The organism is Pseudomonas sp. MF6751, assembly GCF_016613265.1.
GTDB classification, from domain to species: domain Bacteria; phylum Pseudomonadota; class Gammaproteobacteria; order Pseudomonadales; family Pseudomonadaceae; genus Aquipseudomonas; species Aquipseudomonas fluorescens_BV.
The window spans coordinates 100,035-126,621 of record NZ_JAENSV010000004.1 but is presented as its reverse complement, the minus strand read 5'-3'; the positions used below and the strand labels follow the sequence as shown (position 1 = coordinate 126,621).

The following is a 26,587-nucleotide window of genomic DNA, read 5'->3' as shown; positions in this document are numbered from 1 at the left end:
GGCTGTTCGACAGCTTCAACCCTGCACAACGCAGGTGGCCAAGTGCGCAGCGAGCGCATCAAAGGCAATGTTCTGTTGTTCACCCTGGCCACGCAGGGGTTTGAAACCTACCACTTGCTGGGCCAGCTCGTCATCGCCGAGGATCAGTGCGTAAAGCGCACCGCTCTTGTCGGCCTTCTTGAACTGGCTCTTGAAGCTACCAGCGCCGGCATTGATCTGCAGGCGCAGGTTGGGCAGTTGGTCACGTACTTTTTCGCTCAAGGCCAGGGCCGCCAGTTCGGCAGCCTCGCCGAAGGCGCACAGGTACACGTCCACCTGACGGGAAATTTCTTCCGGGACCTGCTCCAGGGTTTCCAGCAGCAGGATCAGCCGCTCGATGCCCATGGCAAAGCCTACGCCCGTGGTCGGCTTGCCGCCCATTTGCTCGACCAGGCCGTCGTAGCGACCACCGGCACACACGGTGCCCTGGGCGCCGAGCTTGTCGGTGACCCACTCGAACACGGTCTTGCTGTAGTAGTCGAGGCCACGCACCAGCTTGGGGTTGATCACGTAGGGAATACCGGCTGCATCCAGACGCGCCTTGAGGCCCTCGAAATGCACCCGGGACTCGTCATCCAGGTAATCAGCCATTTTCGGCGCATCGACCAGCACGGCCTGGGTGTCGGCGTTCTTGGTATCCAGGACGCGCAACGGGTTGGTCTTCAGACGGCGTTGGCTGTCTTCGTCCAGCTTGTCCAGGTGGGCCGACAGGTACTCGACCAGGGCTTCGCGATAGCGACCCCGGGACTCGCTGGTGCCCAGGCTGTTGAGTTCAAGCTTGACCGCATCGCGGATGCCCAGTTGGCCCCACAGGCGCCAGGTCAGCACGATCAGCTCGGCGTCGATGTCCGGGCCGTCCAGGTTGAACACTTCGCAACCGATCTGGTGGAACTGGCGGTAACGGCCTTTCTGCGGGCGCTCGTGGCGGAACATCGGGCCGATATACCACAGCTTCTGGGTCTGGCCACCACCGGTGATGCCATGTTCCAGTACGGCGCGAACGCACGCGGCAGTGCCTTCCGGGCGCAGGGTCAGGGAGTCGCCGTTACGGTCTTCAAAGGTGTACATCTCTTTTTCGACGATATCGGTCACTTCACCGATGGAGCGCTTGAACAGCTCGGTGAACTCGACGATCGGCATGCGGATCTGCTTGTAACCGTAGTTATCCAGCAGGCGCGCGACAGTGCTTTCGAAGTAGCGCCACAGTGGCGTCTGCTCCGGCAGGATGTCGTTCATGCCACGAATGGCTTGCAGAGACTTGCTCACATCAGATCCTTAAATTCGTTCAATCAGCCGCGAGCGATCAGCGCTGCGTCAGCGGCGACCTTCTCGGCCGCTTTCTCGCGGATCAGCTTTTCCAGCTCATCCACCAGATTGTCATTCGTTAGCTTCTGCGACGGTTTGCCGTCGATGTAAATCAGGTTCGGTGTGCCACCCGTCAGGCCCACGTGGGCCTCTTTGGCCTCACCCGGCCCGTTGACCACACAACCGATCACTGCGACATCCAGCGGCACCAGCAGGTCTTCCAGGCGCAACTCCAGGTCGTTCATGGTTTTCACCACGTCGAAGTTCTGCCGCGAGCAGCTCGGGCAGGCGATGAAGTTGATACCACGGGAACGCAAACGCAGGGACTTGAGAATGTCGTAGCCGACCTTCACTTCCTCTACGGGGTCTGCCGCCAGGGAGATGCGGATAGTATCGCCAATCCCTTCGGCGAGCAGCATACCGAGACCCACCGCAGATTTCACTGTGCCTGAGCGCAAACCGCCCGCTTCAGTGATACCCAGGTGCAGCGGTTGCACGATTTCCTTGGCCAGCAGGCGATAGGCTTCCACGGCCATGAACACGTCCGAGGCCTTTACGCTGACCTTGAAGTCCTGGAAATTCAGGCGTTCAAGGTGTTCAACGTGGCGCAGTGCCGACTCAACCAGCGCTGCCGGAGTGGGCTCGCCGTATTTCTTTTGCAGGTCTTTTTCCAGGGAGCCGGCGTTGACGCCGATACGGATCGGAATACCGCGATCACGGGCAGCGTCCACCACGGCACGCACGCGGTCTTCACGCCCGATATTGCCGGGGTTGATACGCAGGCAGTCCACACCCAGTTCGGCCACGCGCAATGCGATCTTGTAGTCGAAGTGAATATCGGCAACCAGTGGGACCTTGACCAACTGCTTGATACGACCAAAGGCCTCGGCTGCGTCCATGTCCGGAACGGACACCCGCACGATGTCCACGCCAGCCGCTTCCAGACGATTGATCTGGGCAACGGTGGCGGCCACGTCGTTAGTGTCGCTGTTGGTCATGCTCTGCACTGCAATGGGGGCGTCGCCACCCACCGGCACCGAGCCGACCCAGATCTTGCGCGATACGCGACGTTTGATTGGAGATTCGCCGTGCATGACTATTGTCCCAACTTGAGGCGAGCAGTCTCGCCACTGGTGAACGGCGCCACGTCTACAGGCTGGCCGTTGTAGGCCACTTGCGCGCCACGGGCAAAGCCCAGACGCAGCGTCAAAGGAGGCTTGCCGCTCTGGTCAAGCGTATCTCCCTTACGCTTCAAACCGCTGAACAGCACTTTGCCGTTGCCATCGGTGACCTGCGTCCAGCAGTCAGCGATGAAGGTAATTTGTACGCGCCCATCACCGGCGATCAATGCCGGGGTGGTGGGAGGCGACAGCGCCGGCGCTGCGGGTGCGGCTGGCGCAGGGGTCGCAGGTGCGGGCGTTGGAACCGCCGGAGCCTGGGCCACAGGTGCTGCCGGAGCGGTCGGAACAGCCGGAGCCGGTACCGCAGCAGGGGCCGTGCCAGCGTCTGGCGCGGGTTGTTCGGCAGTGGCCGGCGCTTGCGGCGCAGCTTGCCCCTCTACCACGGCCTGGTCTTCCGGCTCGTCCAGGGGGTGAATCTGGGTGGTGCCGTCGGCGCTTTCGACTTCGACATGTTCCATGGCGTTGCTGGTCAGGTCTTTGTTGCGCTGGGAGGTCTGGTCTTGCCACCAGACAAAACCGCCGCCGACCACGGCAATCAGCAACAACAGGCTGACAATCCGCAAAATGGTGTGGGAAACGCGCGTGGGCTCTTCGATACGCCCCAACCCATGGACATTACTGCCCTGGGCGTCGGTGCCGGTGAACTGGTCGAACGCCTGGACCAGCACGGCCTGGTCGATACCCAGCAATTTTGCATAGGCGCGGATATAGCCGCGGGCAAAAGTGTGCCCAGGCAGCTTGTCGAACGCGCCGGCCTCCAGGTTGGCCAGCGAGTTACTGGTCAAATTGAGCTTGAGGGCCACTTCAGCCAGCGACCAACCATTGCTTTCACGAGCCTGGCGCAAGGTTTCGCCTGGGTTGACGCGATTAGCTGCTACATCTTCCGGGTGCGCGGCTTTCATCATTGCTCCGACAGGTATTGCTGATATTCCGGCGTACCGGGATAGAGTCGTTCGAGTTGCTGGCCAAAACGTGCGGCCGTGTCGTGTTCTTCATGAACCGTCGCCAGGCGCACACCGAGCAATAGACTACGTGCATTTTGCCCGCTGAGCAGGCTAAAACGCTCGTAATAGTCACGTGCCGGCACATAATGCCTGTCTTCGTAAGACAACTCAGCCATTTCGAGCAATGCCCGTGGCTGTCGACTGTTCAGGTGCAGGGCTTTTTCCAACTGCTGGCGAGCGCTGTCGCGCTGACCGAGGCGCATCGAGGTCACACCGAGGTTCTCGAACACCCGCGAACGTTGCGGGTAGAGGGTATCGGTGGCAGCTTGCTGGAAATAACGTGACGCCAGGTCGTACCGCTGCTGTTCGAACAGGAAACTGCCGTAGTTGTTCAGCAGCCGCGGATCGGCAGGGCGGGAGGCCAGGGCCTTGTGGAAATAGCGGTCGGCCAGCTCGGGCTCGGCCTGAGCCTGAAACACCAAGGCCAGCGCGGCGTTGGCATCGGCATCATCGGCGTCCAGCTCAAGGGCCTTTTTCAACGGCACCTTGGCCTGCTCGCTCATGCCTTGGCGCAGATACCCCAAACCCAGTTGCACATAGGCAACTCGCGCCTCATCACGGCCTTTATCAGTGCGCAACGGGCTGTCATGGCCCGATGAAACGCAACCGGCCACGAGGCCGGTAAACAGTAAAAGCAGCGCAAGGCGCAAGGGCATAGAGATCCTCTCTCAGATTCGATTCACAGCGATTTGCGGCAAATCTTCAGCGGCGTTAAGTTCGCGCACGGCGATATAACGTTCACTGCGGCGGGTGCGGTCCATCACCTGCCCTACCAATTGGCCACACGCGGCATCGATGTCTTCACCACGAGTGGTTCGCACAGTGACGTTATAGCCGGCCTGGTGCAGTTGATCCTGGAAACGACGTATGGCGTTGTTGCTCGGCCGTTCGTAGCCAGAATGAGGAAACGGGTTGAACGGGATCAAGTTGATCTTGCACGGGGTGTCCTTGAGCAATTCGATCATCTCGACTGCGTGCTCCAGCTTGTCGTTGACGTCCTTGAGCATGGTGTACTCAATGGTCAGCACACGCTTCTCACCCAGGGTCGCCATATAACGCTGGCACGATTCGAGCAGCATCTTAAGCGGATATTTCTTGTTGATCGGCACCAATTGGTTACGCAATGCGTCATTAGGTGCGTGCAGCGACAACGCGAGGGAGACGTCGATGTGCTTGGCCAGCTCATCGATCATCGGTACCACGCCGGAGGTCGACAGGGTCACACGGCGCTTGGAGATGCCGTAGCCCAGGTCGTCCATCATCAGGTGCATGGCCGCAATCACGTTGTCGAAGTTCAGCAGCGGCTCACCCATGCCCATCATCACCACGTTGGTGATGGCACGGTCGACGGTCGCCGGGACGCTGCCAAAGGATTTATTGGCAATCCACACCTGGCCGATGACTTCGGCGGCGGTGAGGTTGCTATTGAAGCCTTGCTTGCCGGTGGAGCAGAAACTGCAGTCCAGGGCACAGCCTGCCTGGGACGAAACGCACAAAGTGCCACGTTTGCCCTGGGGAATGTACACGGTCTCGACACAGCTACCGGACGCCACGCGCACGACCCACTTACGGGTACCGTCGCTGGAAATGTCCTCGCTGACCACTTCGGGACCACGCACCTCGGCAATGGCCTTGAGCTTGTCGCGCAGGGCCTTGCTGACGTTCGTCATGGCGTCGAAATCGTCGACGCCAAAGTGGTGAATCCACTTCATTACCTGACCGGCACGGAAACGCTTCTCCCCGATTGAGTCGAAGAATTTCTCCATTTCCGGCTGAGTCAGACCCAGCAGGTTGGTTTTAACAGTCGATGTAGTCATGGATTCACCCTCACTCTTTAAGCCGATGCTTAGCGAGCGGTTACTTCAGTAGCAGCGAAAAAGTACGAGATTTCGCGAGCAGCAGCAGCTTCGGAGTCCGAGCCGTGAACAGCGTTGGCGTCGATGGATTCAGCGAAGTCAGCACGGATGGTGCCAGCGGCAGCTTCTTTAGGGTTGGTAGCGCCCATCAGCTCACGGTTCAGAGCGATAGCGTTTTCGCCTTCCAGAACCTGGACAACAACAGGACCGGAGATCATGAAGGCAACCAGGTCGCCGAAGAAGCCACGAGCGCTGTGCTCAGCGTAGAAGCCTTCAGCCTCAGCCTTGGACAGTTGCTTGAGTTTCGAAGCTACAACCTTCAGGCCGGCTTTTTCGAAACGAGTGGTGATCTCGCCGATGACGTTTTTTGCAACAGCGTCAGGCTTGATGATGGAGAAAGTACGTTGAACAGCCATGGTGTAACTCCAGAAACGGTAATTTACGAAAAATTAAACCCGCGAATTATACGCGGGTTATTGGGTATTGCCTAACTGCGTAAAAAGGCGGCTCAGTCTGCTTCTTCGATCCACAGGCCTTGAATCGCCTCCAGGACCTTTTCGCCACCCCGGTCAGGGATGTCGTCAAAATCCGGCAGCGCCATTACGAGGTCGCGCAACTTGACGAAGTTCACGGTAAGAGGATTGACCTCAGGATGAGCTTCAGCAAGTTGTATAGCGATTTCTTGTACATCAACCCATTTCAGGCTCATGACATTTCCTTGAATCAATGCGGCGCTTCGGCTGCATGGTTGAGCGAATATTTCGGGATTTCGACGGTGAGGTCTTCAGTCCCCACTTTCGCCTGACAACTCAGGCGCGACGTCGGCTCCAGGCCCCACGCCCGATCAAGATAGTCTTCTTCCAGGTCGTCAGCCTCATTTAGGCTGTCGAAACCTTTACGAATGATGCAGTGACAGGTGGTGCAGGCATTGACGCCGCCACAGGCACTTTCGATCTCGATGTGGTTGTCATGGGCGACGTCGAGCAGGGACTTGCCGGTCTCAGCCTCCACGACCATGCCCTCAGGGCAATGTTCGGCGTGCGGTAGAAAAGTGACCTGCGGCATCAGTTATTCCTCAATTTCATTCAGGTTGCGGCCCGCCAGCGCGGCTTTAACCGTCTGATCCATACGGCGGGCGGCAAAGGCATCAGTCACTTGCGACAGGCGCTTGGTCTGTTGCTCGATGGCGTAACCATCGTTGCCTTTCATCAGTTCGGCCAGTTCCTGCCTCTGCAGGTCAATGACCATGCGTTCTTCGGCATCCAGCAGGCGCTCGCCGTCGGCGTCAAGGGCGCCCTGCACCGCTTCAAGCAGGCGCTGGGCATCCACTTGTTGCTCGCGCAATACGCGGGCGACCTTGTCGTCACCGGCATACTGGAACGAATCCTTGAGCATCTTGGCGATTTCGCCATCGGTGAGGCCGTAGGACGGCTTGACCTGGATGCTGGCTTCAACGCCAGACGCCAGTTCGCGCGCAGCGACACTGAGCAGGCCATCGGCATCAACCTGGAATGTCACGCGAATTTTCGCCGCGCCCGCGACCATCGCCGGAATGCCACGCAACTCAAAACGCGCCAGGGAACGGCAGTCGCTGATCAGCTCGCGCTCGCCTTGCAGCACATGAATCATCATGGCCGTCTGACCGTCTTTGTAGGTGGTGAAATCTTGGGCACGTGCGACGGGGATGGTGGTGTTACGCGGAATCACCTTCTCCATCAGGCCGCCCATGGTTTCAAGGCCCAGGGACAACGGGATCACGTCGAGCAACAGCAGTTCGCCGCCGTCTCGCTTGTTACCAGCCAGGGTATCGGCCTGGATGGCAGCGCCGATGGCGACGACTTGATCCGGGTCGATTTCGGTCAATGGTTGGCGCCCAAAGGCTTCGGCTACCGCTTCACGCACGCGCGGCACGCGGGTGGAACCACCTACCATGACCACTGCGCCAACGTCTTCCAACTCGATACCGGAATCACGCACAGCACGACGGCAGGCTTTGAGGCTGCGGGCGACCATCGGTTCGATCAGCGCATCAAAGGCTTCGCGAGTCAGTGGCGCCGACCAGTTACCGTAGCAAACATCAACAGAAGCAGCGTCAGTCAGCGCCTCCTTGGCCGCACAGGCAGTTTGCAGCAGGTTGCGCTGCGCGCCTGGGTCCAGGTCGGCCGACAAGCCGGCACTGCTGATGATCCAGCCAGCGATGGCGTGATCGAAATCATCGCCGCCCAGAGCGCTGTCGCCGCCGGTCGCGAGCACTTCAAACACACCGCCGGTCAGGCGCAGGATCGAAATATCGAAGGTGCCGCCGCCCAGATCATAAATAGCGACCAGGCCTTCAGCGTGCTGATCAAGGCCATAGGCCACCGCCGCCGCAGTTGGCTCGTTGAGCAAGCGCAGCACGTTCAGGCCGGCAAGTTTCGCCGCATCCTTGGTGGCTTGACGCTGGGCGTCATCGAAATACGCAGGAACGGTGATAACCGCCCCTACCAGCTCACCACCCAAGGTGTTTTCCGCACGCTGGCGCAGCACCTTGAGGATATCGGCCGACACTTCCACCGGACTCTTGGGCCCCTGAACAGTGTCAATAAACGGCATATGGGACTCGCCGCCGACAAAGCGGTACGGCAGTTGGTCACCCAATTGCTTGACGTCGGACAACCCACGACCCATCAAGCGCTTGACCGACAACACCGTGTTCAGGGGGTCTGCGGACGCGGCGAGCTTGGCCGATTCGCCCACTTCAGTGCGGTCGGCGTGATAACGCACGGCGGACGGCAGGATCACCTGCCCATCAGCGTCAGGCAGTGGCTCGGACAGGCCGCTGCGCAAGGCAGCAACCAGGGAATTGGTGGTGCCCAGGTCAATCCCGACCGCCAGGCGACGCTGGTGCGGTTGAGGGCTTTGGCCGGGTTCGGCGATTTGCAGTAGAGCCATGGTAATCAGGTCTTATCTGTCTATCAGGCGTGCATCACGGGCAGCACTGGGTTAATCGTCGAGGCGCTCTTCTAGCTGGCGCACTTCGTAGGTGAGCTTGTCGAGAAACTGCATGCGCCGCATCAGGCGTTCGGCCTGTTCGCGTTGCGCCGCATCATCCCAACAGGCTGCGAAGCTTTCGTTGAGCTCATCCTGGGCGGTTTTCAGACGGCGCTTGAAGACCGCAACACCGGCTATATCGGCTTCGTCCTGCAAGTCTTCGAGCTCTTCGCGCCACTGCATCTGCTGCATGAGGAAGTCCGGATCGTGAACCGTAACCTCCAACGGCAACTCGCCACCGTTCAGCGCGAGCAGGTAACGCGCGCGTTTCGCGGGGCTTTTGAGCGTCTGATAGGCTTCGTTGAGGCTGGCCGATTGCTCAAGGGCCAAGCGCTGCTCACGCTCGGAAGCGTCAGCGAAGCGGTCCGGATGCACCCCACGCGCCAATTCACGGTAGCGCGTGGCGAGCTGCTCAAGGTCCAGCCGAAAGCTCGGCTGCAGCTCGAATAAAGCGAAAAGACAAGGAGTACCCACGAGTAGCCTCAGATGTTGAAGCTTTCGCCGCAGCCACATTCACCGCGCACGTTAGGGTTGTTGAACTTGAAGCCTTCGTTCAACCCTTCCTTGACGAAATCGAGTTCGGTGCCGTCCAGGTAGGTCAGGCTCTTGGGGTCGATGATCACTTTCTCGCCGTGACTTTCGAACACCTGATCCTCTTCAACCACCTCGTCGACAAACTCCAGCACGTAGGCAAGGCCGGAACAGCCCGTGGTGCGTACACCCAGACGAATCCCCTCACCTTTACCGCGCCCATTCAGGGAGCGGCGAATGTGCTGCGCAGCCGCTTCTGTCATGCTGATAGCCATCGTTGACTCCTTACTCGTCGCCAAATGCTTAGATCAAGCCTTTCTTCTGCTTGTAGTCGCGAACGGCTGCCTTGATGGCATCTTCAGCGAGTACGGAGCAGTGGATTTTCACTGGCGGCAACGCCAGTTCTTCGGCCAGCTGGGTGTTGCTGATGGTGACAGCCTCATCCAGGGTCTTGCCTTTCATCCATTCGGTCGCCAGGGAGCTGGAGGCGATGGCCGAACCGCAGCCGTAAGTCTTGAATTTGGCGTCTTCGATAACGCCAGCATCGTTGACCTTGATCTGCAGGCGCATTACATCGCCGCACGCCGGAGCGCCGACCATGCCGGTGCCGACATCTGGATCTTCCGCGTTCATCTTGCCGACGTTGCGCGGGTTTTCGTAGTGGTCGATGACCTTTTCGCTGTAAGCCATGGTACTGAATCCTCACTCATCAGGGCCGCTCTGGAACCCTGTAGAAACGCCTGCGTTTTCCGCCACGTTCCTACAGAGCTTGGGTGGCGGCTTCTATAGTTAGTGTGCCGCCCACTCGATCTTGGAAATATCGACACCGTCTTTGTACATGTCCCACAGTGGCGAAAGAACGCGCAGCTTGTTGACGGCTTCGCAGACCTTCTGCGCGGCGTAGTCGACTTGCTCTTCAGTGGTGAAGCGGCCGAACGTAAAGCGGATAGAGCTGTGGGCCAGTTCGTCGTTGCGGCCCAGGGCGCGCAGTACGTACGAAGGCTCAAGGGACGCCGAGGTGCAGGCCGAACCTGACGAAACCGCCAGGTCCTTGAGCGCCATGATCAGCGACTCGCCTTCGACGTAGTTGAAGCTCAAATTCAGGTTGTGCGGTACACGAGCGGTCATGCTGCCGTTGATGTACAGCTCTTCAAGGTTTTCGACCTGCTTGTAGAAGCGATCGCTCAGGGCCTTGATGCGCACGTTTTCGGCAGCCATGTCTTCCTTGGCTACACGGAAAGCTTCGCCCATGCCGACGATCTGGTGGGTCGCCAGGGTGCCCGAACGCATGCCGCGCTCGTGACCGCCGCCGTGCATGGTGGCTTCGATGCGCACGCGAGGCTTGCGGCTCACGTACAGCGCGCCGATGCCTTTAGGGCCGTAAGTCTTGTGGGCCGAGAACGACATCAGGTCGACTTTCAGCTTGGACAGGTCGATATCGACCTTGCCGGTGGACTGAGCAGCGTCGACGTGGAGCAACACACCCTTGGAGCGGGTCAGCTCGCCGATGGCGGCGATGTCGTTGATCGTGCCGATTTCGTTGTTCACGTGGATCACCGAAACCAGGATGGTGTCTTCACGCATCGCAGCTTCGATCATGGCAGGGGTGACGATACCGTCGGTGGTTGGCTCAAGGTAGGTGACCTCGAAACCTTCACGCTCCAGTTGGCGCATGGTGTCCAGGACAGCCTTGTGCTCAATCTTGGTGGTGATCAGGTGTTTGCCTTTGGTCGCGTAGAAATGCGCCGCGCCCTTGATAGCCAGGTTGTCGGACTCGGTGGCACCGGAGGTCCAGACGATTTCGCGCGGGTCGGCATTGACCAGGTCAGCGACCTGGCGACGAGCGTTCTCGACCGCTTCCTCGGCTTTCCAGCCGAATACGTGGGAACGGGAGGCCGGGTTGCCGAAGTTTCCATCGACCAGCAGGCATTCGCTCATTTTTTGCGCGACACGCGGATCAACCGGGGTGGTCGCTGAGTAATCAAGGTAAATCGGCAATTTCATGGACTTTCTCCTAAATCAGGCTGGCTGGCGTGCCGTTAGCTCTTCGGCTGTCACTCGACGGCGGACGCTTCGATCTTGTCCAGACGCGGCGCCTTGGTGTTGCAACGGCGCTGGTCCTGACGCTGGGCTACTTCTTGCACCTCACGGCGAGTCACAAGATCAGCCAAGCTGATACCACTCAAAAACTCATGGATCTGCAGGCTCAAGTCACACCACAAGTGGTGCGTCAGGCAGGTGTCGCCGGCATGGCAGTCACCCAAACCCTGGCATTTGGTGGCATCGACGGATTCGTTGACCGCGTCGATCACCTGGGCCACCTGAATACCCTGCATATCGCGGGACAACTGATAGCCGCCACCCGGACCGCGAACGCTGGAAACCAGATTGCTACGGCGCAATTTGGCGAACAACTGTTCGAGATAGGACAGGGAAATGCCTTGGCGCTCGGAGATATCGGCCAGGGACACCGGCCCAGTTTGCGCGTGCAAGGCCAAGTCGAGCATGGCGGTCACCGCGTATCGGCCTTTTGTAGTCAGTCTCATGGACAAGTACCAAGGTGTTTCAGAATGGGAGCAAGTATGCGATTCCCGAGTATTTAAGTCAACTATAAGACCTAGTACTTTAGTCAGGATTACCCGTAAAAAGGGCGCGCGAATCATAGCAGGATGGGGTGGGATCGAACAGCGTAACCAAGCCTGCTGCAAGGCCACCGGGCCAATGGAGATCAAATGTGGGAGCTGGCTTGCCTGCGATTGCGGTGGACCAGCAACCTATAAGCAAGCTGATAGACAGCTATCGCAGGCAAGCCAGCTCCCACAAGAGACCGCGTTCAGCCTGCCTTGGTGGTAGCGGCTTCGTCCTTGATTTCAGCAAAATCTTCTTCACGCAGTTCAGGCAAGTCTTTGGCACAGTACGGGCTGCCCAACTCCTTCAGCGCCCCGCACATACCCTCCAGCTTGCCGTCCACTGCTTGCAGATGATCAAGCAATTGACCAATCGCACGAGCCACCGGGTCGGGCATATCTTCACTGACGCCATAGGCATCGAAACCAATCTTCTCGGCCATCGCCTTGCGCTTGGCCTCTTGCTCATCACCGACTTGCGGCTTGACGATGATGCGGCCTGGAATACCCACAACCGTGGCACCCGGCGGCACAGCCTTGGTCACTACCGCGTTGGAGCCAACCTTGGCGCCGGCACCCACGGTAAACGGCCCGAGCACCTTGGCGCCCGCCCCTACTACCACTCCATCGCCCAGCGTTGGGTGGCGCTTACCCTTATTCCAGGTGGTGCCGCCCAGGGTCACGCCCTGATAGAGGGTGACGTCATCGCCGATCTCGGCCGTCTCGCCAATCACGATGCCCATGCCGTGGTCGATAAAGAACCGACGACCCACCTTGGCACCCGGGTGGATCTCGATACCGGTCAACCAGCGCCCAAAGTTCGATACCAGCCGCGCCAGCCACTTCCAGCCCATGCCCCACAGGGCGCCAGACAAGCGGTGGATCCAGATCGCGTGCATGCCCGGGTAGCAGGTCAGCACTTCAAAGGCGTTGCGCGCCGCCGGGTCACGGTGGAAAACACTTTGGATATCTTCTCGCAAACGCTCGAACATTTTTAATCCTTCCGCTCAAGAAGCTCACCACGGGCCGCTTTCTGGGTTTCCGTGAGGATGCCACGCAATATGTTCATTTCAGCCCGGCTCACCGAACTGCGGCCGTACAAACGACGCAGGCGCGCCATCAAGTGCCGTGGCTTTTCAGGGTCGAGAAATTCGATGGCGACCAGGGTTTGCTCCAGGTGCTCATAGAACCGCTCCAACTCGTCCATGGTGGCCAACTCGCCACTTTTGGTCGATGCAACCTCTTCCTTTTCCATTTTGCTCGGCTGGCCAGCAGCGGCCAGCCAGGCCATGCGCACTTCATAAGTCAGCACCTGCACCGCAGCCCCGAGGTTCAGCGAGCTGAACTCAGGGTCTGAGGGGATATGCACGTGGTAATGACATCGCTGTAGCTCTTCGTTGGTCAGGCCGGAGTCTTCACGGCCGAATACCAAGGCGATTTCAGCACCGCCAGCAGCCTCTTCCACCACTTTGGTGCCGCATTCACGCGGATCCAGCAGCGGCCAAGGGATACGACGATCACGGGCGCTGGTGCCGAGCACCAGATTGCAGCCGACCAAGGCATCCTCCAAGGTGGCCACCACCTGGGCATTCTCAAGCAAGTCATTGGCGCCGGACGCACGGGCATCAGCCTCGTGGTGCGGGAATACCCGCGGTTCGACCAGCACCAGGCGCGTCAGCCCCATGTTTTTCATGGCTCGCGCCACCCCGCCGATGTTGCCGGGATGACTGGTATTGACCAAGACGACACGAATGTTTTGCAGCAAGGGAGGCGCTCGCGGACACAGGAAAGGGGAGCAAATCTTACAGAACCGCCTAAGGTTATGCCATGAAAGCGAACGTCGTCCTTCACCTGAGGAAAGTTTCTGCTAGAATGCTCGGCTTTCTTTAACAACCTTAGGTGACCTATCCATGCAGCCCATGCTGAATATCGCGCTGCGCGCCGCCCGCAGCGCCAGTGAATTGATCTTCCGCTCCATCGAGCGCCTGGATACCATCAAGGTCGACGAAAAAGACGCCAAGGATTATGTATCCGAGGTGGATCGCGCCGCCGAACAGAAAATCATCGACGCCCTGCGCAAGGCCTACCCTACCCACGGCATCCTCGGTGAAGAAACCGGCCTGCACAAAGGCAGTGGCGAAGGCGAAGACTACCTGTGGATCATCGACCCACTGGATGGCACCACCAACTTCCTGCGCGGCATCCCGCATTTTGCCGTGAGCATCGCCTGCAAATACCGTGGCCGCCTGGAACACGCCGTTGTGCTGGACCCGGTTCGCCAGGAAGAATTCACCGCCAGCCGTGGCCGTGGCGCCCAACTGAACGGCCGCCGCCTGCGTGTCAGCGGCCGCACCAGCCTGGAAGGCGCCCTGCTGGGTACCGGCTTCCCGTTCCGTGACGACCAGATGGACAACCTGGAGAACTACCTGGGCATGTTCCGGGCCCTGGTTGGCCAGACCGCCGGCATCCGCCGTGCCGGTGCAGCCAGCCTGGACCTGGCGTATGTCGCCGCCGGTCGCTTTGATGCGTTCTGGGAGTCGGGTCTGTCCGAGTGGGATATGGCAGCAGGCGCCCTGCTGATTCAGGAAGCGGGCGGCCTGGTGAGCGACTTCACCGGCGGTCATGACTTCCTGGAGAAAGGCCACGTCGTGGCTGGCAACACCAAATGCTTCAAGGCAGTACTGACGGCGATCCAGCCGCACCTGCCGGCTTCGCTGAAGCGCTAAGCGAGCGGGCACAAAAAAGCACCCTGCGGGGTGCTTTTTTTATGCGTGGGATTTAGCAAAAAACCAATTCCAACTGACTCAATACAATCCAATGTGGGAGCTGGCTTGCCTGCGATGGCGGGCTGCCAACCAACTGATTAGTTACTGACCCACCGCTATCGCAGACAAGCCAGCTCCCACACCTGGATCGAAACCAGACCTGGGGATTACTGCTGGTTCTGACCGAGGATCAGACGACCTTCCTTATCGACCGGGATCTGGCTGCCAGGGTCGCGCTCCATACGCACGGTACCTTCCTTGCCGTCCAGGTTGTAACGCACGTCATAACCGACCACCTTGTCACTGATGTCATTAACGGTGTTACAGCGAGTTTGCGTAGTGGTGTAGGTATCGCGGTTCTGCATACCTTCCTGAACCTTGTTACCGGCGTAGCCACCACCGACCGCACCGGCCACGGTGGCCAGCTTCTTACCGTTACCGCCACCAATCTGGTTGCCCAGCAGGCCACCCGCAAGGGCACCCACCACGGTACCGGCGATTTGATGTTGGTCCTGCACCGGACGCTGCCGGGTCACAGTGACGTCCTTGCAGACCTCACGCGGGGTTTTGATCTGGGTTTTAACCGGCTGCACCGCCAGTACTTGCGCATACTCAGGGCCGCTTTTTACCAGGCTGTAGGTGGCAACAGCGCCTCCGGCAGTCACACCGACAGCACCCAATACCGCACCAACCAGCAACGACTTGTTCACATGAACCTCCTGACCATCACAAGCGGACCGAAAGATCCGCGCTATACCCAGCCTTGGAGCAAAAAAAAAGGCGCGAGTTCAATACTCGCGCCTTTCTTGTAACAGCGGATCAACAAACGCCCATCAAGGACGGTCGTCGACCTCCTTGTCGGTAGCGGCAGGAGGGATCAAGTCTTCGCTGTTGAGGTTCAGCCAGATCAGCACCACGTTGGCGATGTAGATCGACGAGTAGGTACCCGCCAGAACGCCGATAAACAGCGCCAGGGAGAAGCCCCACAGGTTGTCGCCACCGAAGATCATCAGCGCAGCAATCGCCAGCAAGGTGGAGATCGACGTCGCCATGGTCCGCAGCAGGGTCTGGGTGGTGGAGATGTTGATGTTCTCGATCAACGTTGCCTTGCGCAGTACGCGGAAGTTCTCACGAACCCGGTCGAATACCACGATGGTGTCGTTGAGCGAGTAACCAATGATCGCCAGCACGGCCGCCAATACGGTCAAGTCGAAGGTGATCTGGAAGTAGGCCAGGATACCCACGGTCACGACCACGTCGTGGATCAGCGACACAATGGCGCCGACACCGAACTTCCACTGAAAGCGGAAAGCCAGGTAGATCATGATGCCGACCAGCGCCATCAGCATGCCGAGGCCGCCCTGGTCGCGCAGCTCTTCACCCACTTGCGGGCCGACGAACTCGACGCGCTTGACCGATGCCGGGTTGTCGCCACCCACCTTTTGCAAGGCCTCGGCTACCTGGTGACCCAGTTGCGGGTCTTCGCCAGGCATGCGCACCAGCAGATCGGTGGTGGCGCCGAAGCTCTGCACAACGGCTTCGTGATAGCCGGCCTTGACCAGCTCGCTGCGCACCAGGGTAACGTCGGCCGGCTTCTCGTAGGTCAGCTCGATGAGCGTACCGCCGGTGAAGTCCAGGCCGTAGTTCAGACCCTTATGGAACCAGCTGAACAACGCCAGAACGGTAAGGAGCACGGTGACGCCGAACGCAACGTTGCGAACGCCCATGAAGTTGATTGTACGTAACATGGCAGCCCCTTAAATCCACAACTTCTTGAAGTCACGCCCGCCAAAGATCAGGTTGACCATTGCGCGGGTCACCATGATGGCCGTGAACATCGAGGTAAAGATCCCGAGGGACATGGTCACCGCAAAGCCTTTCACCGGGCCCGTGCCCATGGCGAAGAGAATCCCGCCGACCAACAAGGTAGTCAGGTTGGAGTCGAGGATCGCGGTAAATGCCCGGCCGAAGCCTTCGTTGATTGCACGCTGCACGGTCATGCCGGCGGCGATCTCTTCACGAATTCGCGAGAAGATCAGCACGTTGGCGTCCACCGCCATACCCATGGTGAGTACGATACCAGCGATACCTGGCAGGGTCAGTGTGGCGCCCAGCAACGACATCAAGGCCAGCAGCATCACCATGTTGCCCGCGAGGGCGACAGTGGCGATCACACCAAAGAAGCGGTAGATGGCGATGATGAACAGCGACACGAACAACATGCCCCACAGCGCCGCATCGACACCCTTGGTGATGTTGTCGGCACCCAGGCTCGGGCCGATGGTACGTTCTTCAGCGAAGTACATCGGTGCCGCCAGGCCACCGGCACGCAGCAGCAACGCCAGCTCGGAAGACTCGCCCTGGCCGTTCAGGCCAGTGATACGGAACTGAGCACCCAGCGGCGACTGGATGGTCGCCAGGCTGATGATCTTCTTCTCTTCCTTGAAGGTCTGCACCGGCACGTCTTTCTCGACGCCGTTGACCATCTGCTTGGTGTAGGTGGTCACCGGGCGCTGCTCGATGAAGATCACCGCCATGCTGCGACCGACGTTGCTGCGCGTGGCGCGGCTCATCAGTTCACCACCATGGCCATCCAGACGGATGTTCACTTCAGGCGTGCCGTGCTCGCCGAACCCGGCCTTGGCGTCGGTCACCTGGTCACCGGTGATGATCAAGCCACGCTCGATCAGCGCTGGAGGGCGGTTGCCTTCGCGGAATTCGAATTCTTCGGAAGTGGCACGCGTAGCGCCTGGGTCTGCCGCGAGACGGAACTCCAGGTTGGCGGTCTTGCCGAGGATACGCTTGGCTTCAGCGGTGTCTTGTACGCCTGGCAGCTCAACCACGATGCGGTTGGCGCCCTGGCGCTGCACGATCGGCTCGGCTACACCCAGCTCGTTGACGCGGTTACGGACCGTGGTCAAGTTCTGCTTGATGGAGTATTCGCGGATTTCAGCGATCTTGGCCGGGCTCATCGCCAGACGCAGTACCGCTTGACCGTTCAGGTCGGCAGGCACGATGTCGAAGTCATTGAAGTTCTTGCGGATCAGCGCACGGGCCTGTTCGCGGGATGCTTCGTCAGCAAAGCCCAGCTGGATAGCGCCGTTGAGCTGCGGCAGGCTGCGATAACGCAGCTTCTCTTTGCGCAGCAGGCTCTTCACGTCGCCTTCGTAGACTTTCAGACGTGCGTCCAGGGCCTTGTCCATGTCGACTTCCAACAGGAAGTGCACACCACCGGACAAGTCCAGACCCAGCTTCATCGGGTGCGCGCCAATGCTGCGCAGCCATTGTGGCGTGGTCTGGGCCAGGTTGAGCGCGACAACGTAGTCGTCACCCATGGCCTTGCGTACGACATCCTTGGCCGGCAATTGGTCTTCTTGCTTGGTCAGGCGCAACAAGCCGCCTTTGGAACCAGCCGCCAAGGTTGCCGCTTTAACCTGGATACCCGCGTCATTGAGCGCTTTGCTCGCACGGTCCAGATCAGCCTGATTGACCTGCAGCGAAGTGCTGGCGCCAGAGATCTGGATCGCCGGGTCATCAGGATAGAGATTGGGAGCGGAATAAATAAAACCGATCGCCAGCACCGCCAGGATCAGTACGTATTTCCACAGAGGGTATTTGTTCAGCATCACGCCGCCCGCTTATAACGCGGGGCGCCTTGCGCGCCCCGTCGATTGGTAAAGGTTGTTACTCAGATCGCTTTGAGCGTGCCTTTAGGCAGCGTGGCGGCGATGGCGCCCTTCTGGAACTTCATTTCCACGGTGTCGGAGACTTCCAGTACCACGAAAGCATCGGAAACCTTGGTGATCTTGCCGGCGATACCGCCAGTGGTCACGACTTCGTCGCCTTTTTGCAGGCTGCCCAGCAGGTTTTTCTGCTCTTTGGCGCGCTTGGCCTGTGGACGCCAGATCATCAGGTAGAAAATGACCAGGAAGCCGACCAGGAAAATCCACTCGAAACCACCGCCCATAGGGCCGGCAGCAGCAGGCGCAGCGGCGTCAGCCATAGCGTTAGAGATAAAAAAGCTCATTTAGCACTCCAGTTGCAAATAGTGAATCTTAGGGTCGGAAAACTCAGTCCAAGGGCGGCACAGGGAGGCCACGCTTGGCATAGAAGGCATCGACGAAGGCGGCCAATGTACCCTGTTGAATAGCCTCGCGCAAACCAGCCATCAGGACTTGGTAATGACGCAAATTGTGGATGGTATTCAACATGCTACCCAGCATTTCCCCACACTTGTCCAGATGGTGCAGATAAGCACGGGAGAAGTTCTGGCAGGTGTAGCAGTCACAGGTAAGATCCAGCGGCGAATCATCATGGCGATGGAACGCGTTACGGATCTTCAGCACGCCTGTATCGATGAACAGATGCCCATTGCGGGCATTACGGGTTGGCATCACGCAATCGAACATGTCCACACCGCGGCGCACACCCTCTACGAGATCTTCCGGTTTGCCAACGCCCATAAGGTAACGAGGTTTGTCAGCGGGCATCAGGCCTGGCAGGTAATCGAGCACCTTGATCATTTCGTGCTTGGGCTCGCCCACCGACAAACCGCCGATGGCCAGGCCGTCGAAGCCGATCTTGTCGAGGCCTTCCAGCGAGCGTTTGCGCAGGCTTTCATGCATGCCGCCCTGGACAATACCGAACAGCGCCGCCGTGTTATCGCCATGGGCGTTCTTCGAACGCTGGGCCCAACGCAGCGACAGCTCCATGGAGATACGCGCCACGTCTTCATCGGCCGGGTACGGCGTGCACTCGTCGAAAATCATCACGATGTCCGAGCCCAGGTCGCGCTGTACCTGCATCGACTCTTCCGGGCCCATGAACACCTTGGCGCCGTCGACCGGCGAGGCGAAGGTCACGCCCTCTTCCTTGATCTTGCGCATGGCGCCCAGGCTGAACACCTGGAAACCACCGGAGTCGGTGAGGATCGGGCCTTGCCACTTCATGAAGTCATGCAGGTCGCCATGCTTCTTGATCACTTCCGTGCCCGGGCGCAGCCACAGGTGGAAGGTATTGCCGAGGATAATCTCGGCACCGGTGGCGACGATGTCGCGAGGCAACATGCCCTTGACGGTGCCGTAGGTGCCGACCGGCATGAAGGCCGGGGTCTCCACAGTGCCGCGTGGGAAGGTCAGGCGGCCGCGACGGGCTTTGCCGTCCGTAGCGAGCAATTCAAACGACATACGACTCATAAGTTGTCCTCAGGGCCGCGCGGCGCCGGGTTACGGGTGATAAACATCGCATCACCGTAGCTGAAAAAACGGTACTCGTTAGCAATGGCGGCCTGGTAGGCAGCCATGGTTTCCGGGTAACCGGCAAATGCCGACACCAGCATCAACAGCGTGGATTCCGGCAAATGGAAGTTGGTGACCAGGCAATCGACCACATGAAAGGGTCGCCCTGGAAAAATGAAGATATCGGTGTCGCCACTGAACGGCTTGAGCACGCCATCACGCGCTGCACTCTCCAGCGAACGCACACTGGTGGTGCCCACAGCAACCACTCGACCGCCACGCGCCTTGCACGCCGCCACCGCATCCACCACGTCCTGGCTGACTTCCAGCCACTCGCTGTGCATATGGTGGTCTTCGATGTTATCCACACGCACCGGCTGAAACGTACCGGCCCCCACGTGCAGAGTCACATAGGCCGTGTCGACGCCCTTGGCGGCAATCGCATCCAGCAATGGCTGGTCGAAATGCAGCCCGGCAGTCGGGGCGGCGACGGCGCCGAGGCGCTGTGAGTACACGGTCTGATAGCGCTCGCGGTCCGCGTCTTCATCGGGGCGGTCTATATAAGGAGGCAACGGCATATGGCCGACGCGCTCCAACAACGGCAACACTTCTTCGGCAAACTTGAGCTCGAACAAGGCATCGTGGCGCGCGACCATCTCGGCTTCACCACCGCCCTCAATCAAGATGCTCGACCCCGGTTTGGGCGATTTGCTGGAGCGCACATGGGCCAGCACGCGATGGCTGTCCAGCACCCGCTCCACCAGGATTTCCAGCTTGCCGCCGGACGCTTTCTGGCCAAACAGCCGCGCCGGAATCACCCGGGTATTGTTGAAAACCATCAGATCGCCTGGGCGCAAATGCTCAAGCAAATCAGTGAATTGACGGTGTGCGAGGGCACCGCTGGGCCCATCGAGGGTCAGCAGTCGACTGGCGCGACGCTCGGCCAAAGGGTGGCGAGCGATCAGCGAATCAGGGAGCTCAAAAGTAAAGTCAGCAACGCGCATGATGGGGTTCGTCTAGCAGGGCCGGGAAGTCTAGCGGAAATAGTGAAAATAGACCATGAAACGTGATTGACCAACGGTAATCTCATCTCTATACTTCGCCGCCATTGAGCCCTGATGGCGGAATTGGTAGACGCGGCGGATTCAAAATCCGTTTTCGAAAGGAGTGGGAGTTCGAGTCTCCCTCGGGGCACCATCTTAAAGAAAGACCTTGAAATTCAAGGTCTTTTTTTTCGCCTGCAAAAAAGTGCCAGGCGTGGCAGTGGAGGGAGCGGGACCATGGAGTTGACGCTTGAAGCGGTTGCGTTGTTTGCGTTGAAGCTGGTGCATGAGACTGACGACGGCAGCTCGTTGCTGCGCGATGATCCCGTGATGGAGGGCTATGATCGCGAGGTGTTTGGGTTGTTGGTGCGCCAGGGAAACCTGGCCGAGATCCAAGTGAAGCTCGATGAATGCCTGTCTCTGGCACTCGACACCCTGGGTGGCGCCGATACCGTCATGGGTCGCGAGTTGCAGCGGCTCGCAACGGACGTGCGCGAAGCACCGACCCTGGAAACACTCGACGCCCCGCTCCACGCACTCAAGGATTACCTGAAAGCCATCCTGTGACGCGCACTTACTTGCGCCCTTCCACCGCCATCCGCACCGCCAAGCCCATCAACACCGACCCCATCAGCCAGCGCTGCAGCACCTGCCAACCAGGCCGGGTGACGAAAAACACCGCGATGGAACCCGCCATGCAGGCAATCACCGCGTTGACGCTCACGCTGATAAGAATCTGCAGGGAGCCCAGCGCCAGGGATTGCACCAGCACACTGCCATGACCGTTCGGGTCGATGAACTGGGGCAGCAACGACAAATACATCACCGCCACTTTGGGATTGAGCAGGTTGGTGACCAAGCCCATGGTGACCAACTTGCGCGGGCTGTCCTTGGGCAAGTCGCGCACCTGGAATGGCGAGCGCCCACCCGGCTTGACCGCCTGCCAGGCCAGATACACCAGATACAGCGCCCCGCCGAGCCGCAGCGCGTCGTAGGCAAACGGCACCGCCATCACCAACGCCGTGATACCCAGCGCCGCGCACACCATGTACACCACAAACCCCAGCGCCACCCCGCCCAGGGAAATCAACCCGGCCGTGCGCCCCTGGCAGATAGAGCGGGAAATCAGGTAGATCATGTTCGGCCCCGGTGTCAGTACCATGCCGAGTGAAATCAGGCCGTAGGCGAGCAAGCTGGACATATCAGGCATGGATTGGCTCCTGGTTTTTTTAAGCTGCCAGCGTGAAATCCTTCGCCGACGCGGTCGTGTTGAGCGTCATGCTAGGGGCTTGCAGGCCCAGGCGTTAGATACAGATCCGCAAGCAAAACGTCATACACCGGCGGCACCACCTACCCAGGACAGGCACATGATCGACTTCAACAACAAAGGCTTCTTCAAGCTCAAGCAAAACAACGAATACGCCGAACGCGTAGCGGCCCTGCTGCTGGACGGCGAAGAAGTGGTCGACGCGTACAAGGCCATGCGCGACGGCGTCGTGTTCACCACCAAACGCATCATCGCGGTTAACGTGCAGGGAATTACCGGCAGCAAGAAGGACTTCACCTCATTGCCGTACAAGAACATCGTGGCGTACTCGGTGGAAACGTCCGGGACGTTTGACTTGGATTCGGAGTTGGAGATTTATTTTTCGTCGTTGGGGAAGGTGAAATTCGAATTCACTGGCAAGACCTCGATCGTGGAAATCTCCCGACTGATTTCCAAGCACCTGCTGAGTTGATCCGCAGGCATAAAAAAAGGCCTTGGCGTCCCAAGGTCTTTTTTACTGCGGTTCAACTGACGTACACCGGGTTCATCCTGCTCACAGCATCATTTCATAAGGCCCCATTGCCTTGCTAGTCTGCACCAAGCCCTGCCGCATCAACATTTCGAGATAGCTTCCCGCCTCCATCGCGGGCTTCTTCAACGCCCTCCTCTGCTTCTGCGCTGCTCCCAAAACTGCCGCCTGATCCAAATCCCAGAGATCCGAAATAAAGTCATCCGGATGCATCGGTTCAATGTCATAGGCAGCCAATATATGTGGTGGAAAGTCTTTCAAATTGAAGGTCACGATAACCTCAGCTTTACTCCGAATTGCTGCCGCCAACACATGCCGGTCATCCGGGTCTGGTAAATCCAAACTCGAACACAGGTCCTCATATCCGGTCACCAGAGCGTCAGGTATCGCAACGTCCATTAGCGCCGACGTGCAGTCCACCTGCGCGGCCGTAAGATCGGGTCGATTCTTGAGTATGTTGCGCTTCCACTCATCCTGAATCTGGCTAGTCCATCGCGCTCGATATAACCCAGACAAACCAAGCCACATGAGTAAGTCCCGAAGAACCGCAGGATAGAGAACACAAGCGTCGTATACCGCTGTAAAGGGCGAACACCTCATCCGTCATACCCCATTCCCAACTCTTGGGCCTGTTGAACCAGCGCTTCCATTGCCTCTTGGCTTTGCTCGTCACGCCGTTGCTTGAAGGCCATCAAATCCGAAAAGCGGACTCGACGATGTCGACCCGTTTTTGTAAAGGGGATAGCGCCGTCCTCCAGCATTTTGACCAAATGCGGGCGTGACACATTAAGCAAGTCGGCCGCCTCCTGCGAGGTCAACTCGGCATGAACCGGCACTACCTTGACGGCATTGCCGAGCGCCAACTCGCCCAGAATATCGACCAGCAGGCGCAGTGCGGAGGTTGGGAGTACAAGCCTGTGTGGCTTATCTTCTTTGTCGAAGATGTCGATGCGCTGGGTTTCAAATTTGGTCGACAATAGGGACGCTAATTCACGCTGGCCCTGCACTGCCGCCTCGACTTCTTTTTCCAGCGGAAGGATCGTTTTGGGAAGATTGTTTATGGTCATGATGCAACTCCGGCCTTGCGCAATTCAGTTGAGGCCAACGCTAAACGAAACAAACAAAAATCGCAATATTCGAAACAATGCTGGCGACTCACGCACCAGTCAACTTTTCCCACATCAACTGAAAATTGAGCTGATATCGGTTCCTGACTCCCCCTCATAGGCTCACTCCCTCGCACAAGGAAGTGAATCGGTCATGTCAGAACGCTTTTATCCACCCACCGAACAAGCGTTACTCAAGCGACGAATCCTCACCCGGCAACCGTCGCGTATGCCGTATTCGCCTACTGTCGATTTTTTCGAGCCATCCCCTGCCCCGCCACCTACACCAGCCAAACCTCCCGGCTGCGTCTTCATCAAGCCATGCCAACTGCCTGACGGTATCGCCCATTACTCGAGCCCCACCGGTTTTGTCCCACTGGAACTGATCAAGGAGTACGGCCATGTAAGTCTGTTGGGCGGGCGTGAAGTGGACGCCCGGGGCGCGGTTGCCTTGCGCAAGATCAGCGGCAGTGCACTGCCAGCCGGCTTAGGGCAGTTGGCATTGCGTTCAACGTTTTTGGAGTCGGCGGCGACAGTCAGCGCATCCGTCGCTGGTAGCTTGTTGACAGGGTTGGTAGCGCTGGCTTGGCCGTCGGATCTAAGTGATAGCGCGCTCTATAACGAGGAACAGTTGCGTTCGCTGCAACGAGCGCGTTCGCAAATGCGGCTGCATATCGAGCAACGCGACGACGGCACGCTCAAGGGGTATGGGTTTTACACAGGTAACAATGCCGATTGGCAGATGATTGACGTGGTGCAGTTTCAAAACCGCAGCGGCCAGTTAATAGCAGATTTGAATAATGGCGTAGAGCTGATCTGGACGCCCTCCGTTGATCCAAATGACACCTTAGGTGTTCCGGCATTGGAGGCTGCGCCGCAAGCACCGGTGATCTGGATCTACCCACCGACTGAGACGGCGGCGCAGATTCTGGTTAACCCTATTTACCCACCGGACTATCGGGATTTTATTCTGGTGTTTCCGGCGGGGTCGGGGGTTCGGCCGCTGTATGTGGTGGTAGGTGCCAAGGCTGGGGATCACAAGTACCACAAAGCGCCTAACACAGAACAAATAACTGGCTTTGAAAAACTGATAAAAGCAAAACCCAAGACTCCCAGACAAGGAGGCGCCGGGCTGAGAGAACGCTGGATTGAGGAAAAAGGCCGGAAGATCTATGAATGGGACTCTCAGCACGGGGAGCTGGAGGTTTATCTAGCAAGTGATGGGAGCCATATAGGTGCTTTCAACCACATAAGCGGCGAGCAGCTAAAAGGGTCGATCAAAAAACGAAACATCAAAAAATATCTGTGAGGGCTACATGGGACTTAAAATAAGATTGGAATGGTTCGACAGAACCACAGAGAGACTAAGCGGAACGGAGAGTTCAGCGGACTGCGGAGATGACTACTCGGTGATTTCCGCGCTCGGGTTGTTGGGCGCAGTGGACGTCAATAACGGTATGTTTGAATTGCGCAGGGAATGGCTATCAGTGATACAGCCGCACTTTTCTCACGAAATTGCTCTTTCAGAAAGTGACTACTTCATTGCATTTGATTACGAAGTTTCAAACGAGTAATGCAGATTCAAAGAATTCAGCCTGAGTTGCAGAAGATGAAAAAGCAAATGGTGCACAAGTGACCCGTTCATCCATCCTCAAAATAGACCTTAGCCGCAACTAAAACCCCAAAGAACTTCACGCCACGCTGTGCACTTCACTCAACTTTCCCAACTGGTATGGCCAAAACGGGGATGTCTTTTTGGACGCCATCACCGGCTTGGTAGAAATGCCCGAGACGCTTGAGTTTTCTGGCTGGGGGATTTTTTCAGGGCGCCTACCCCGCGATGCCAGGATGCTGCGCCAGTGCCTGGCTGAGCTTGCGACCCATTTCCCGGACCTGGCGTCGCGGGTTCAGCAAGACTTTTTTGTAGGAGCGAGGGGGACGCCTAGTGCTTGCTCGCGAAAAACTCACAGGCGTCGCGTTTATTCAGGAAGCACGCGTTATCGTTGACGTTTTTCGCGAGCAAGCTCGCTCCTACAGAGGACAGAGGACGGTGATGCGTGCCAGCCTGGGCATCTCACTTGGGCTGGAATGTCTCCAAATACGCCAGGATATTTTCAATCTTCTCCTGGTCACTGATCCCCCAGAAGATCATCCGCGTGCCACTGACCACCGATTTCGGGTCTTCAATGTAGGCCGCCAGTTTTTCCCGCGTCCACACCACGCCCGAGTTCTTCATCGCATCCGAATACTGATAGTCCTGAGTGGTACCGGCAGACCGGCCAATGATGCCGTTCAGTTCCGGGCCAAAACCACCTCGCGCACCCTCACCAATGCTGTGGCAGCCGCCGCAGGTCTTGGTGAAGAGTTTGCCGCCCGCCTCGGCGTCGCCCGCAGCGAACGCGGGTGCGGCGATAACGGTCAGGGCGAGGGTCAATAACACATACTTCATTCACGTCTCCCTATCGGCTGTTGCCGCGGATTATGCCTGTTCGACCGGCCTTTCTCCCAGCCGCTGCACCAGACGCACCAGATACCCGTCCGGGTCTTGCACGATGAACTGGCGCTGCCCGGCCTCCACGTCACCGGCTCGGTACCAGGCGTCCTCTACATCGCGGAACAAGGGCCAGCCGATCTGCGCCAAGCGTTGCAGGATGGGTGCTACGGCGGGCACATCGATTTGCAGGTTGATGCCGCGCCCGAATGGAGGCTGCAACGGTGCGGTAAGCCACTGACCGGCCTCGGGGTCGTATTGTTCGAGCATGATTTGCGCGCCGTTAAGGTCGAGGTAGGCAAAGCCTTCTTCTGCGCGCTGATAGGCAATAGCGAAACCTAACTGTTCGATCCAGAACGCCAGGCTCGCGCCAAGGCGGGTGACGATCAGTTCAGGCACGAGTGGGTTACGGTTGAACATGGCATTCCTTGGATGGCAGGGTGGCGTTCACCTTAACGGATTGTCGTGCCCATGGCTCACAAGCAGCCAAATGACCACCCATCGTTTAAAAAACATCCAATCGAACCTATATACCCAGCCCCTACTCCACCTTACTGAACCCCTGATGGTGGAGTA

General features: G+C 58.5%; 32 protein-coding genes, 1 tRNA gene and 1 pseudogene. 7 read left to right on the top strand and 27 right to left on the bottom strand.

Annotation, left to right across the window (positions count from 1 at the left end):
* Positions 1 to 15: 15 nt before the first annotated feature.
* The 16 genes from hisS to trmJ form a co-directional block, all read right to left on the bottom strand.
* Complete coding sequence (gene hisS / locus JJD66_RS05450; RefSeq protein ID WP_034128022.1) at positions 16 to 1,305, bottom strand: histidine--tRNA ligase; 1,290 nt, start codon at positions 1,303 to 1,305, stop codon at positions 16 to 18.
* Positions 1,306 to 1,328: 23 nt separating this feature from the next.
* On the bottom strand, positions 1,329 to 2,438 hold the full coding sequence (gene ispG, locus JJD66_RS05445; protein ID WP_003175952.1) for a flavodoxin-dependent (E)-4-hydroxy-3-methylbut-2-enyl-diphosphate synthase: 1,110 nt from the start codon (positions 2,436 to 2,438) through the stop codon (positions 1,329 to 1,331).
* Positions 2,439 to 2,440: 2 nt separating this feature from the next.
* Positions 2,441 to 3,427, bottom strand: coding sequence for a RodZ domain-containing protein (locus tag JJD66_RS05440; RefSeq protein ID WP_200647720.1), 987 nt, complete (start codon positions 3,425 to 3,427; stop codon positions 2,441 to 2,443).
* Positions 3,427 to 4,185 carry a type IV pilus biogenesis/stability protein PilW gene (gene pilW, locus JJD66_RS05435; RefSeq protein ID WP_105228359.1) on the bottom strand — a complete coding sequence of 253 codons (759 nt, stop codon included), beginning with the start codon at positions 4,183 to 4,185 and terminating at the stop codon, positions 3,427 to 3,429. The genes JJD66_RS05440 and pilW overlap by 1 nt, the downstream gene beginning before the upstream one ends.
* Positions 4,186 to 4,197: 12 nt before the next feature.
* Positions 4,198 to 5,346, bottom strand: coding sequence for a 23S rRNA (adenine(2503)-C(2))-methyltransferase RlmN (rlmN, locus tag JJD66_RS05430; protein WP_003194014.1), 1,149 nt, complete (start codon positions 5,344 to 5,346; stop codon positions 4,198 to 4,200).
* Positions 5,347 to 5,375: 29 nt separating this feature from the next.
* Positions 5,376 to 5,801: a nucleoside-diphosphate kinase gene (gene ndk / locus JJD66_RS05425; RefSeq protein ID WP_003175956.1), complete on the bottom strand. Its 426-nt coding sequence runs from the start codon at positions 5,799 to 5,801 to the stop codon at positions 5,376 to 5,378.
* A gap of 92 nt (positions 5,802 to 5,893) precedes the next feature.
* Complete coding sequence (gene iscX / locus JJD66_RS05420) at positions 5,894 to 6,094, bottom strand: Fe-S cluster assembly protein IscX (RefSeq protein WP_034128025.1); 201 nt, start codon at positions 6,092 to 6,094, stop codon at positions 5,894 to 5,896.
* Positions 6,095 to 6,108: 14 nt separating this feature from the next.
* Complete coding sequence (fdx, locus tag JJD66_RS05415; RefSeq protein WP_032895388.1) at positions 6,109 to 6,450, bottom strand: ISC system 2Fe-2S type ferredoxin; 342 nt, start codon at positions 6,448 to 6,450, stop codon at positions 6,109 to 6,111.
* 3 nt (positions 6,451 to 6,453) lie between these two features.
* Positions 6,454 to 8,316 carry a Fe-S protein assembly chaperone HscA gene (hscA, locus tag JJD66_RS05410; protein WP_200647719.1) on the bottom strand — a complete coding sequence of 621 codons (1,863 nt, stop codon included), beginning with the start codon at positions 8,314 to 8,316 and terminating at the stop codon, positions 6,454 to 6,456.
* A 51-nt stretch (positions 8,317 to 8,367) separates the two neighbouring features.
* Positions 8,368 to 8,889 carry a co-chaperone HscB gene (gene hscB / locus JJD66_RS05405; RefSeq protein ID WP_200647718.1) on the bottom strand — a complete coding sequence of 174 codons (522 nt, stop codon included), beginning with the start codon at positions 8,887 to 8,889 and terminating at the stop codon, positions 8,368 to 8,370.
* A gap of 8 nt (positions 8,890 to 8,897) precedes the next feature.
* On the bottom strand, positions 8,898 to 9,221 hold the full coding sequence (gene iscA, locus JJD66_RS05400) for an iron-sulfur cluster assembly protein IscA (protein WP_003209680.1): 324 nt from the start codon (positions 9,219 to 9,221) through the stop codon (positions 8,898 to 8,900).
* A 28-nt stretch (positions 9,222 to 9,249) separates the two neighbouring features.
* Positions 9,250 to 9,636 (bottom strand): Fe-S cluster assembly scaffold IscU, encoded by a 387-nt coding sequence (gene iscU / locus JJD66_RS05395; RefSeq protein ID WP_003175965.1) that lies wholly within the window; start codon positions 9,634 to 9,636, stop codon positions 9,250 to 9,252.
* Between the two features lie 99 nt (positions 9,637 to 9,735).
* On the bottom strand, positions 9,736 to 10,950 hold the full coding sequence (locus JJD66_RS05390) for an IscS subfamily cysteine desulfurase (protein WP_003194019.1): 1,215 nt from the start codon (positions 10,948 to 10,950) through the stop codon (positions 9,736 to 9,738).
* A gap of 50 nt (positions 10,951 to 11,000) precedes the next feature.
* The gene (iscR, locus tag JJD66_RS05385; RefSeq protein WP_003194020.1) at positions 11,001 to 11,492 is read right to left on the bottom strand and encodes a Fe-S cluster assembly transcriptional regulator IscR; all 492 of its coding nucleotides are present in this window, start codon (positions 11,490 to 11,492) and stop codon (positions 11,001 to 11,003) included.
* 287 nt (positions 11,493 to 11,779) lie between these two features.
* Positions 11,780 to 12,565 carry a serine O-acetyltransferase gene (cysE, locus tag JJD66_RS05380; RefSeq protein ID WP_034128028.1) on the bottom strand — a complete coding sequence of 262 codons (786 nt, stop codon included), beginning with the start codon at positions 12,563 to 12,565 and terminating at the stop codon, positions 11,780 to 11,782.
* A 2-nt stretch (positions 12,566 to 12,567) separates the two neighbouring features.
* Positions 12,568 to 13,338, bottom strand: coding sequence for a tRNA (cytosine(32)/uridine(32)-2'-O)-methyltransferase TrmJ (trmJ, locus tag JJD66_RS05375; protein ID WP_034128029.1), 771 nt, complete (start codon positions 13,336 to 13,338; stop codon positions 12,568 to 12,570).
* 145 nt (positions 13,339 to 13,483) lie between these two features.
* Here trmJ and suhB point away from each other — a divergent pair, with 145 nt between their 5' ends.
* Positions 13,484 to 14,299: a type III secretion system regulator SuhB gene (gene suhB, locus JJD66_RS05370; protein WP_005791195.1), complete on the top strand. Its 816-nt coding sequence runs from the start codon at positions 13,484 to 13,486 to the stop codon at positions 14,297 to 14,299.
* Positions 14,300 to 14,505: 206 nt separating this feature from the next.
* Here suhB and JJD66_RS05365 read toward each other — a convergent pair whose 3' ends face one another.
* The 6 genes from JJD66_RS05365 to queA all read right to left on the bottom strand — a co-directional run bounded on the left by JJD66_RS05365 (position 14,506) and on the right by queA (position 20,579).
* Positions 14,506 to 15,048, bottom strand: coding sequence for a glycine zipper 2TM domain-containing protein (locus JJD66_RS05365; RefSeq protein ID WP_003194023.1), 543 nt, complete (start codon positions 15,046 to 15,048; stop codon positions 14,506 to 14,508).
* Between the two features lie 123 nt (positions 15,049 to 15,171).
* Complete coding sequence (gene secF, locus JJD66_RS05360) at positions 15,172 to 16,086, bottom strand: protein translocase subunit SecF (RefSeq protein ID WP_003194024.1); 915 nt, start codon at positions 16,084 to 16,086, stop codon at positions 15,172 to 15,174.
* A 9-nt stretch (positions 16,087 to 16,095) separates the two neighbouring features.
* Complete coding sequence (secD, locus tag JJD66_RS05355) at positions 16,096 to 17,964, bottom strand: protein translocase subunit SecD (protein ID WP_003194025.1); 1,869 nt, start codon at positions 17,962 to 17,964, stop codon at positions 16,096 to 16,098.
* A gap of 62 nt (positions 17,965 to 18,026) precedes the next feature.
* Positions 18,027 to 18,365 (bottom strand): preprotein translocase subunit YajC, encoded by a 339-nt coding sequence (gene yajC / locus JJD66_RS05350; RefSeq protein WP_003175975.1) that lies wholly within the window; start codon positions 18,363 to 18,365, stop codon positions 18,027 to 18,029.
* A gap of 43 nt (positions 18,366 to 18,408) precedes the next feature.
* Positions 18,409 to 19,524: a tRNA guanosine(34) transglycosylase Tgt gene (tgt, locus tag JJD66_RS05345; protein ID WP_200647763.1), complete on the bottom strand. Its 1,116-nt coding sequence runs from the start codon at positions 19,522 to 19,524 to the stop codon at positions 18,409 to 18,411.
* Between the two features lie 5 nt (positions 19,525 to 19,529).
* On the bottom strand, positions 19,530 to 20,579 hold the full coding sequence (queA, locus tag JJD66_RS05340) for a tRNA preQ1(34) S-adenosylmethionine ribosyltransferase-isomerase QueA (protein ID WP_003194027.1): 1,050 nt from the start codon (positions 20,577 to 20,579) through the stop codon (positions 19,530 to 19,532).
* Positions 20,580 to 20,687: 108 nt separating this feature from the next.
* Between queA and JJD66_RS05335 the strand changes: the two genes are divergently transcribed.
* Together JJD66_RS05335 and JJD66_RS05330 are read left to right on the top strand one after the other, a co-directional pair.
* Positions 20,688 to 20,772 (top strand) — tRNA-Leu (locus tag JJD66_RS05335).
* Positions 20,773 to 20,855: 83 nt separating this feature from the next.
* Positions 20,856 to 21,185 carry a hypothetical protein gene (locus tag JJD66_RS05330; RefSeq protein WP_200647717.1) on the top strand — a complete coding sequence of 110 codons (330 nt, stop codon included), beginning with the start codon at positions 20,856 to 20,858 and terminating at the stop codon, positions 21,183 to 21,185.
* Positions 21,186 to 21,192: 7 nt separating this feature from the next.
* On the opposite strand, the gene JJD66_RS05325 is transcribed toward JJD66_RS05330, so the two are convergent.
* The gene (locus tag JJD66_RS05325) at positions 21,193 to 21,828 is read right to left on the bottom strand and encodes a LysE family translocator (RefSeq protein WP_054922017.1); all 636 of its coding nucleotides are present in this window, start codon (positions 21,826 to 21,828) and stop codon (positions 21,193 to 21,195) included.
* Positions 21,829 to 21,985: 157 nt separating this feature from the next.
* On the opposite strand from JJD66_RS05325, the gene JJD66_RS05320 reads away from it, so the two are divergent.
* On the top strand, positions 21,986 to 22,357 hold the full coding sequence (locus JJD66_RS05320) for a PH domain-containing protein (protein WP_014719840.1): 372 nt from the start codon (positions 21,986 to 21,988) through the stop codon (positions 22,355 to 22,357).
* An 81-nt stretch (positions 22,358 to 22,438) separates the two neighbouring features.
* Here JJD66_RS05320 and JJD66_RS05315 read toward each other — a convergent pair whose 3' ends face one another.
* The gene (locus JJD66_RS05315) at positions 22,439 to 23,014 is read right to left on the bottom strand and encodes a PIN domain-containing protein (RefSeq protein WP_105228367.1); all 576 of its coding nucleotides are present in this window, start codon (positions 23,012 to 23,014) and stop codon (positions 22,439 to 22,441) included.
* Positions 23,011 to 23,481 (bottom strand): helix-turn-helix domain-containing protein, encoded by a 471-nt coding sequence (locus JJD66_RS05310; RefSeq protein ID WP_054922011.1) that lies wholly within the window; start codon positions 23,479 to 23,481, stop codon positions 23,011 to 23,013. The genes JJD66_RS05315 and JJD66_RS05310 overlap by 4 nt, the downstream gene beginning before the upstream one ends.
* 193 nt (positions 23,482 to 23,674) lie before the next feature.
* On the opposite strand from JJD66_RS05310, the gene JJD66_RS05305 reads away from it, so the two are divergent.
* The 3 genes and pseudogenes from JJD66_RS05305 to JJD66_RS05295 form a co-directional block, all read left to right on the top strand.
* Positions 23,675 to 24,829, top strand: coding sequence for an S-type pyocin domain-containing protein (locus JJD66_RS05305; RefSeq protein ID WP_198715598.1), 1,155 nt, complete (start codon positions 23,675 to 23,677; stop codon positions 24,827 to 24,829).
* Positions 24,830 to 24,836: 7 nt separating this feature from the next.
* Positions 24,837 to 25,094, top strand: coding sequence for a colicin E3-like toxin immunity protein (locus JJD66_RS05300; protein ID WP_200647716.1), 258 nt, complete (start codon positions 24,837 to 24,839; stop codon positions 25,092 to 25,094).
* A 121-nt stretch (positions 25,095 to 25,215) separates the two neighbouring features.
* Positions 25,216 to 25,527, top strand: a pseudogene (locus JJD66_RS05295) (barstar family protein); the annotation flags it as partial.
* Between the two features lie 67 nt (positions 25,528 to 25,594).
* Here the strand turns inward: JJD66_RS05295 and JJD66_RS05290 are convergent.
* Complete coding sequence (locus tag JJD66_RS05290; protein ID WP_200647715.1) at positions 25,595 to 25,969, bottom strand: c-type cytochrome; 375 nt, start codon at positions 25,967 to 25,969, stop codon at positions 25,595 to 25,597.
* Positions 25,970 to 25,999: 30 nt separating this feature from the next.
* Entirely contained in the window at positions 26,000 to 26,431 is a 432-nt protein-coding gene (locus JJD66_RS05285; protein WP_072435022.1) for a bleomycin resistance protein, read from the bottom strand.
* Between the last annotated feature and the right edge of the window lie 156 nt (positions 26,432 to 26,587).

Bases quoted from the DNA above. Each gene is read 5' to 3' on its own strand.
- hscA (WP_200647719.1), bottom strand. From the start codon at position 8,316: ATGGCTCTACTGCAAATCGCCGAACCCGGCCAAAGCCCTCAACCGCAC.
- suhB (WP_005791195.1), top strand. From the start codon at position 13,484: ATGCAGCCCATGCTGAATATCGCGCTGCGCGCCGCCCGCAGCGCCAGT.
- ndk (WP_003175956.1), bottom strand. From the start codon at position 5,801: ATGGCTGTTCAACGTACTTTCTCCATCATCAAGCCTGACGCTGTTGCA.
- JJD66_RS05315 (WP_105228367.1), bottom strand. From the start codon at position 23,014: ATGAGGTGTTCGCCCTTTACAGCGGTATACGACGCTTGTGTTCTCTAT.
- JJD66_RS05330 (WP_200647717.1), top strand. From the start codon at position 20,856: ATGGAGTTGACGCTTGAAGCGGTTGCGTTGTTTGCGTTGAAGCTGGTG.
- secF (WP_003194024.1), bottom strand. From the start codon at position 16,086: ATGTTACGTACAATCAACTTCATGGGCGTTCGCAACGTTGCGTTCGGC.
- JJD66_RS05285 (WP_072435022.1), bottom strand. From the start codon at position 26,431: ATGTTCAACCGTAACCCACTCGTGCCTGAACTGATCGTCACCCGCCTT.
- cysE (WP_034128028.1), bottom strand. From the start codon at position 12,565: ATGTTCGAGCGTTTGCGAGAAGATATCCAAAGTGTTTTCCACCGTGAC.
- iscR (WP_003194020.1), bottom strand. From the start codon at position 11,492: ATGAGACTGACTACAAAAGGCCGATACGCGGTGACCGCCATGCTCGAC.
- JJD66_RS05290 (WP_200647715.1), bottom strand. From the start codon at position 25,969: ATGAAGTATGTGTTATTGACCCTCGCCCTGACCGTTATCGCCGCACCC.
- pilW (WP_105228359.1), bottom strand. From the start codon at position 4,185: ATGCCCTTGCGCCTTGCGCTGCTTTTACTGTTTACCGGCCTCGTGGCC.
- JJD66_RS05440 (WP_200647720.1), bottom strand. From the start codon at position 3,427: ATGAAAGCCGCGCACCCGGAAGATGTAGCAGCTAATCGCGTCAACCCA.
- JJD66_RS05300 (WP_200647716.1), top strand. From the start codon at position 24,837: ATGGGACTTAAAATAAGATTGGAATGGTTCGACAGAACCACAGAGAGA.
- yajC (WP_003175975.1), bottom strand. From the start codon at position 18,365: ATGAGCTTTTTTATCTCTAACGCTATGGCTGACGCCGCTGCGCCTGCT.
- JJD66_RS05310 (WP_054922011.1), bottom strand. From the start codon at position 23,481: ATGACCATAAACAATCTTCCCAAAACGATCCTTCCGCTGGAAAAAGAA.
- iscA (WP_003209680.1), bottom strand. From the start codon at position 9,221: ATGGCTATCAGCATGACAGAAGCGGCTGCGCAGCACATTCGCCGCTCC.
- JJD66_RS05305 (WP_198715598.1), top strand. From the start codon at position 23,675: ATGTCAGAACGCTTTTATCCACCCACCGAACAAGCGTTACTCAAGCGA.
- tgt (WP_200647763.1), bottom strand. From the start codon at position 19,524: ATGTCGTTTGAATTGCTCGCTACGGACGGCAAAGCCCGTCGCGGCCGC.
- ispG (WP_003175952.1), bottom strand. From the start codon at position 2,438: ATGCACGGCGAATCTCCAATCAAACGTCGCGTATCGCGCAAGATCTGG.
- fdx (WP_032895388.1), bottom strand. From the start codon at position 6,450: ATGCCGCAGGTCACTTTTCTACCGCACGCCGAACATTGCCCTGAGGGC.
- iscX (WP_034128025.1), bottom strand. From the start codon at position 6,094: ATGAGCCTGAAATGGGTTGATGTACAAGAAATCGCTATACAACTTGCT.
- rlmN (WP_003194014.1), bottom strand. From the start codon at position 5,346: ATGACTACATCGACTGTTAAAACCAACCTGCTGGGTCTGACTCAGCCG.
- secD (WP_003194025.1), bottom strand. From the start codon at position 17,964: ATGCTGAACAAATACCCTCTGTGGAAATACGTACTGATCCTGGCGGTG.
- iscU (WP_003175965.1), bottom strand. From the start codon at position 9,636: ATGGCTTACAGCGAAAAGGTCATCGACCACTACGAAAACCCGCGCAAC.
- JJD66_RS05390 (WP_003194019.1), bottom strand. From the start codon at position 10,950: ATGAAATTGCCGATTTACCTTGATTACTCAGCGACCACCCCGGTTGAT.
- JJD66_RS05325 (WP_054922017.1), bottom strand. From the start codon at position 21,828: ATGCCTGATATGTCCAGCTTGCTCGCCTACGGCCTGATTTCACTCGGC.
- queA (WP_003194027.1), bottom strand. From the start codon at position 20,579: ATGCGCGTTGCTGACTTTACTTTTGAGCTCCCTGATTCGCTGATCGCT.
- JJD66_RS05320 (WP_014719840.1), top strand. From the start codon at position 21,986: ATGATCGACTTCAACAACAAAGGCTTCTTCAAGCTCAAGCAAAACAAC.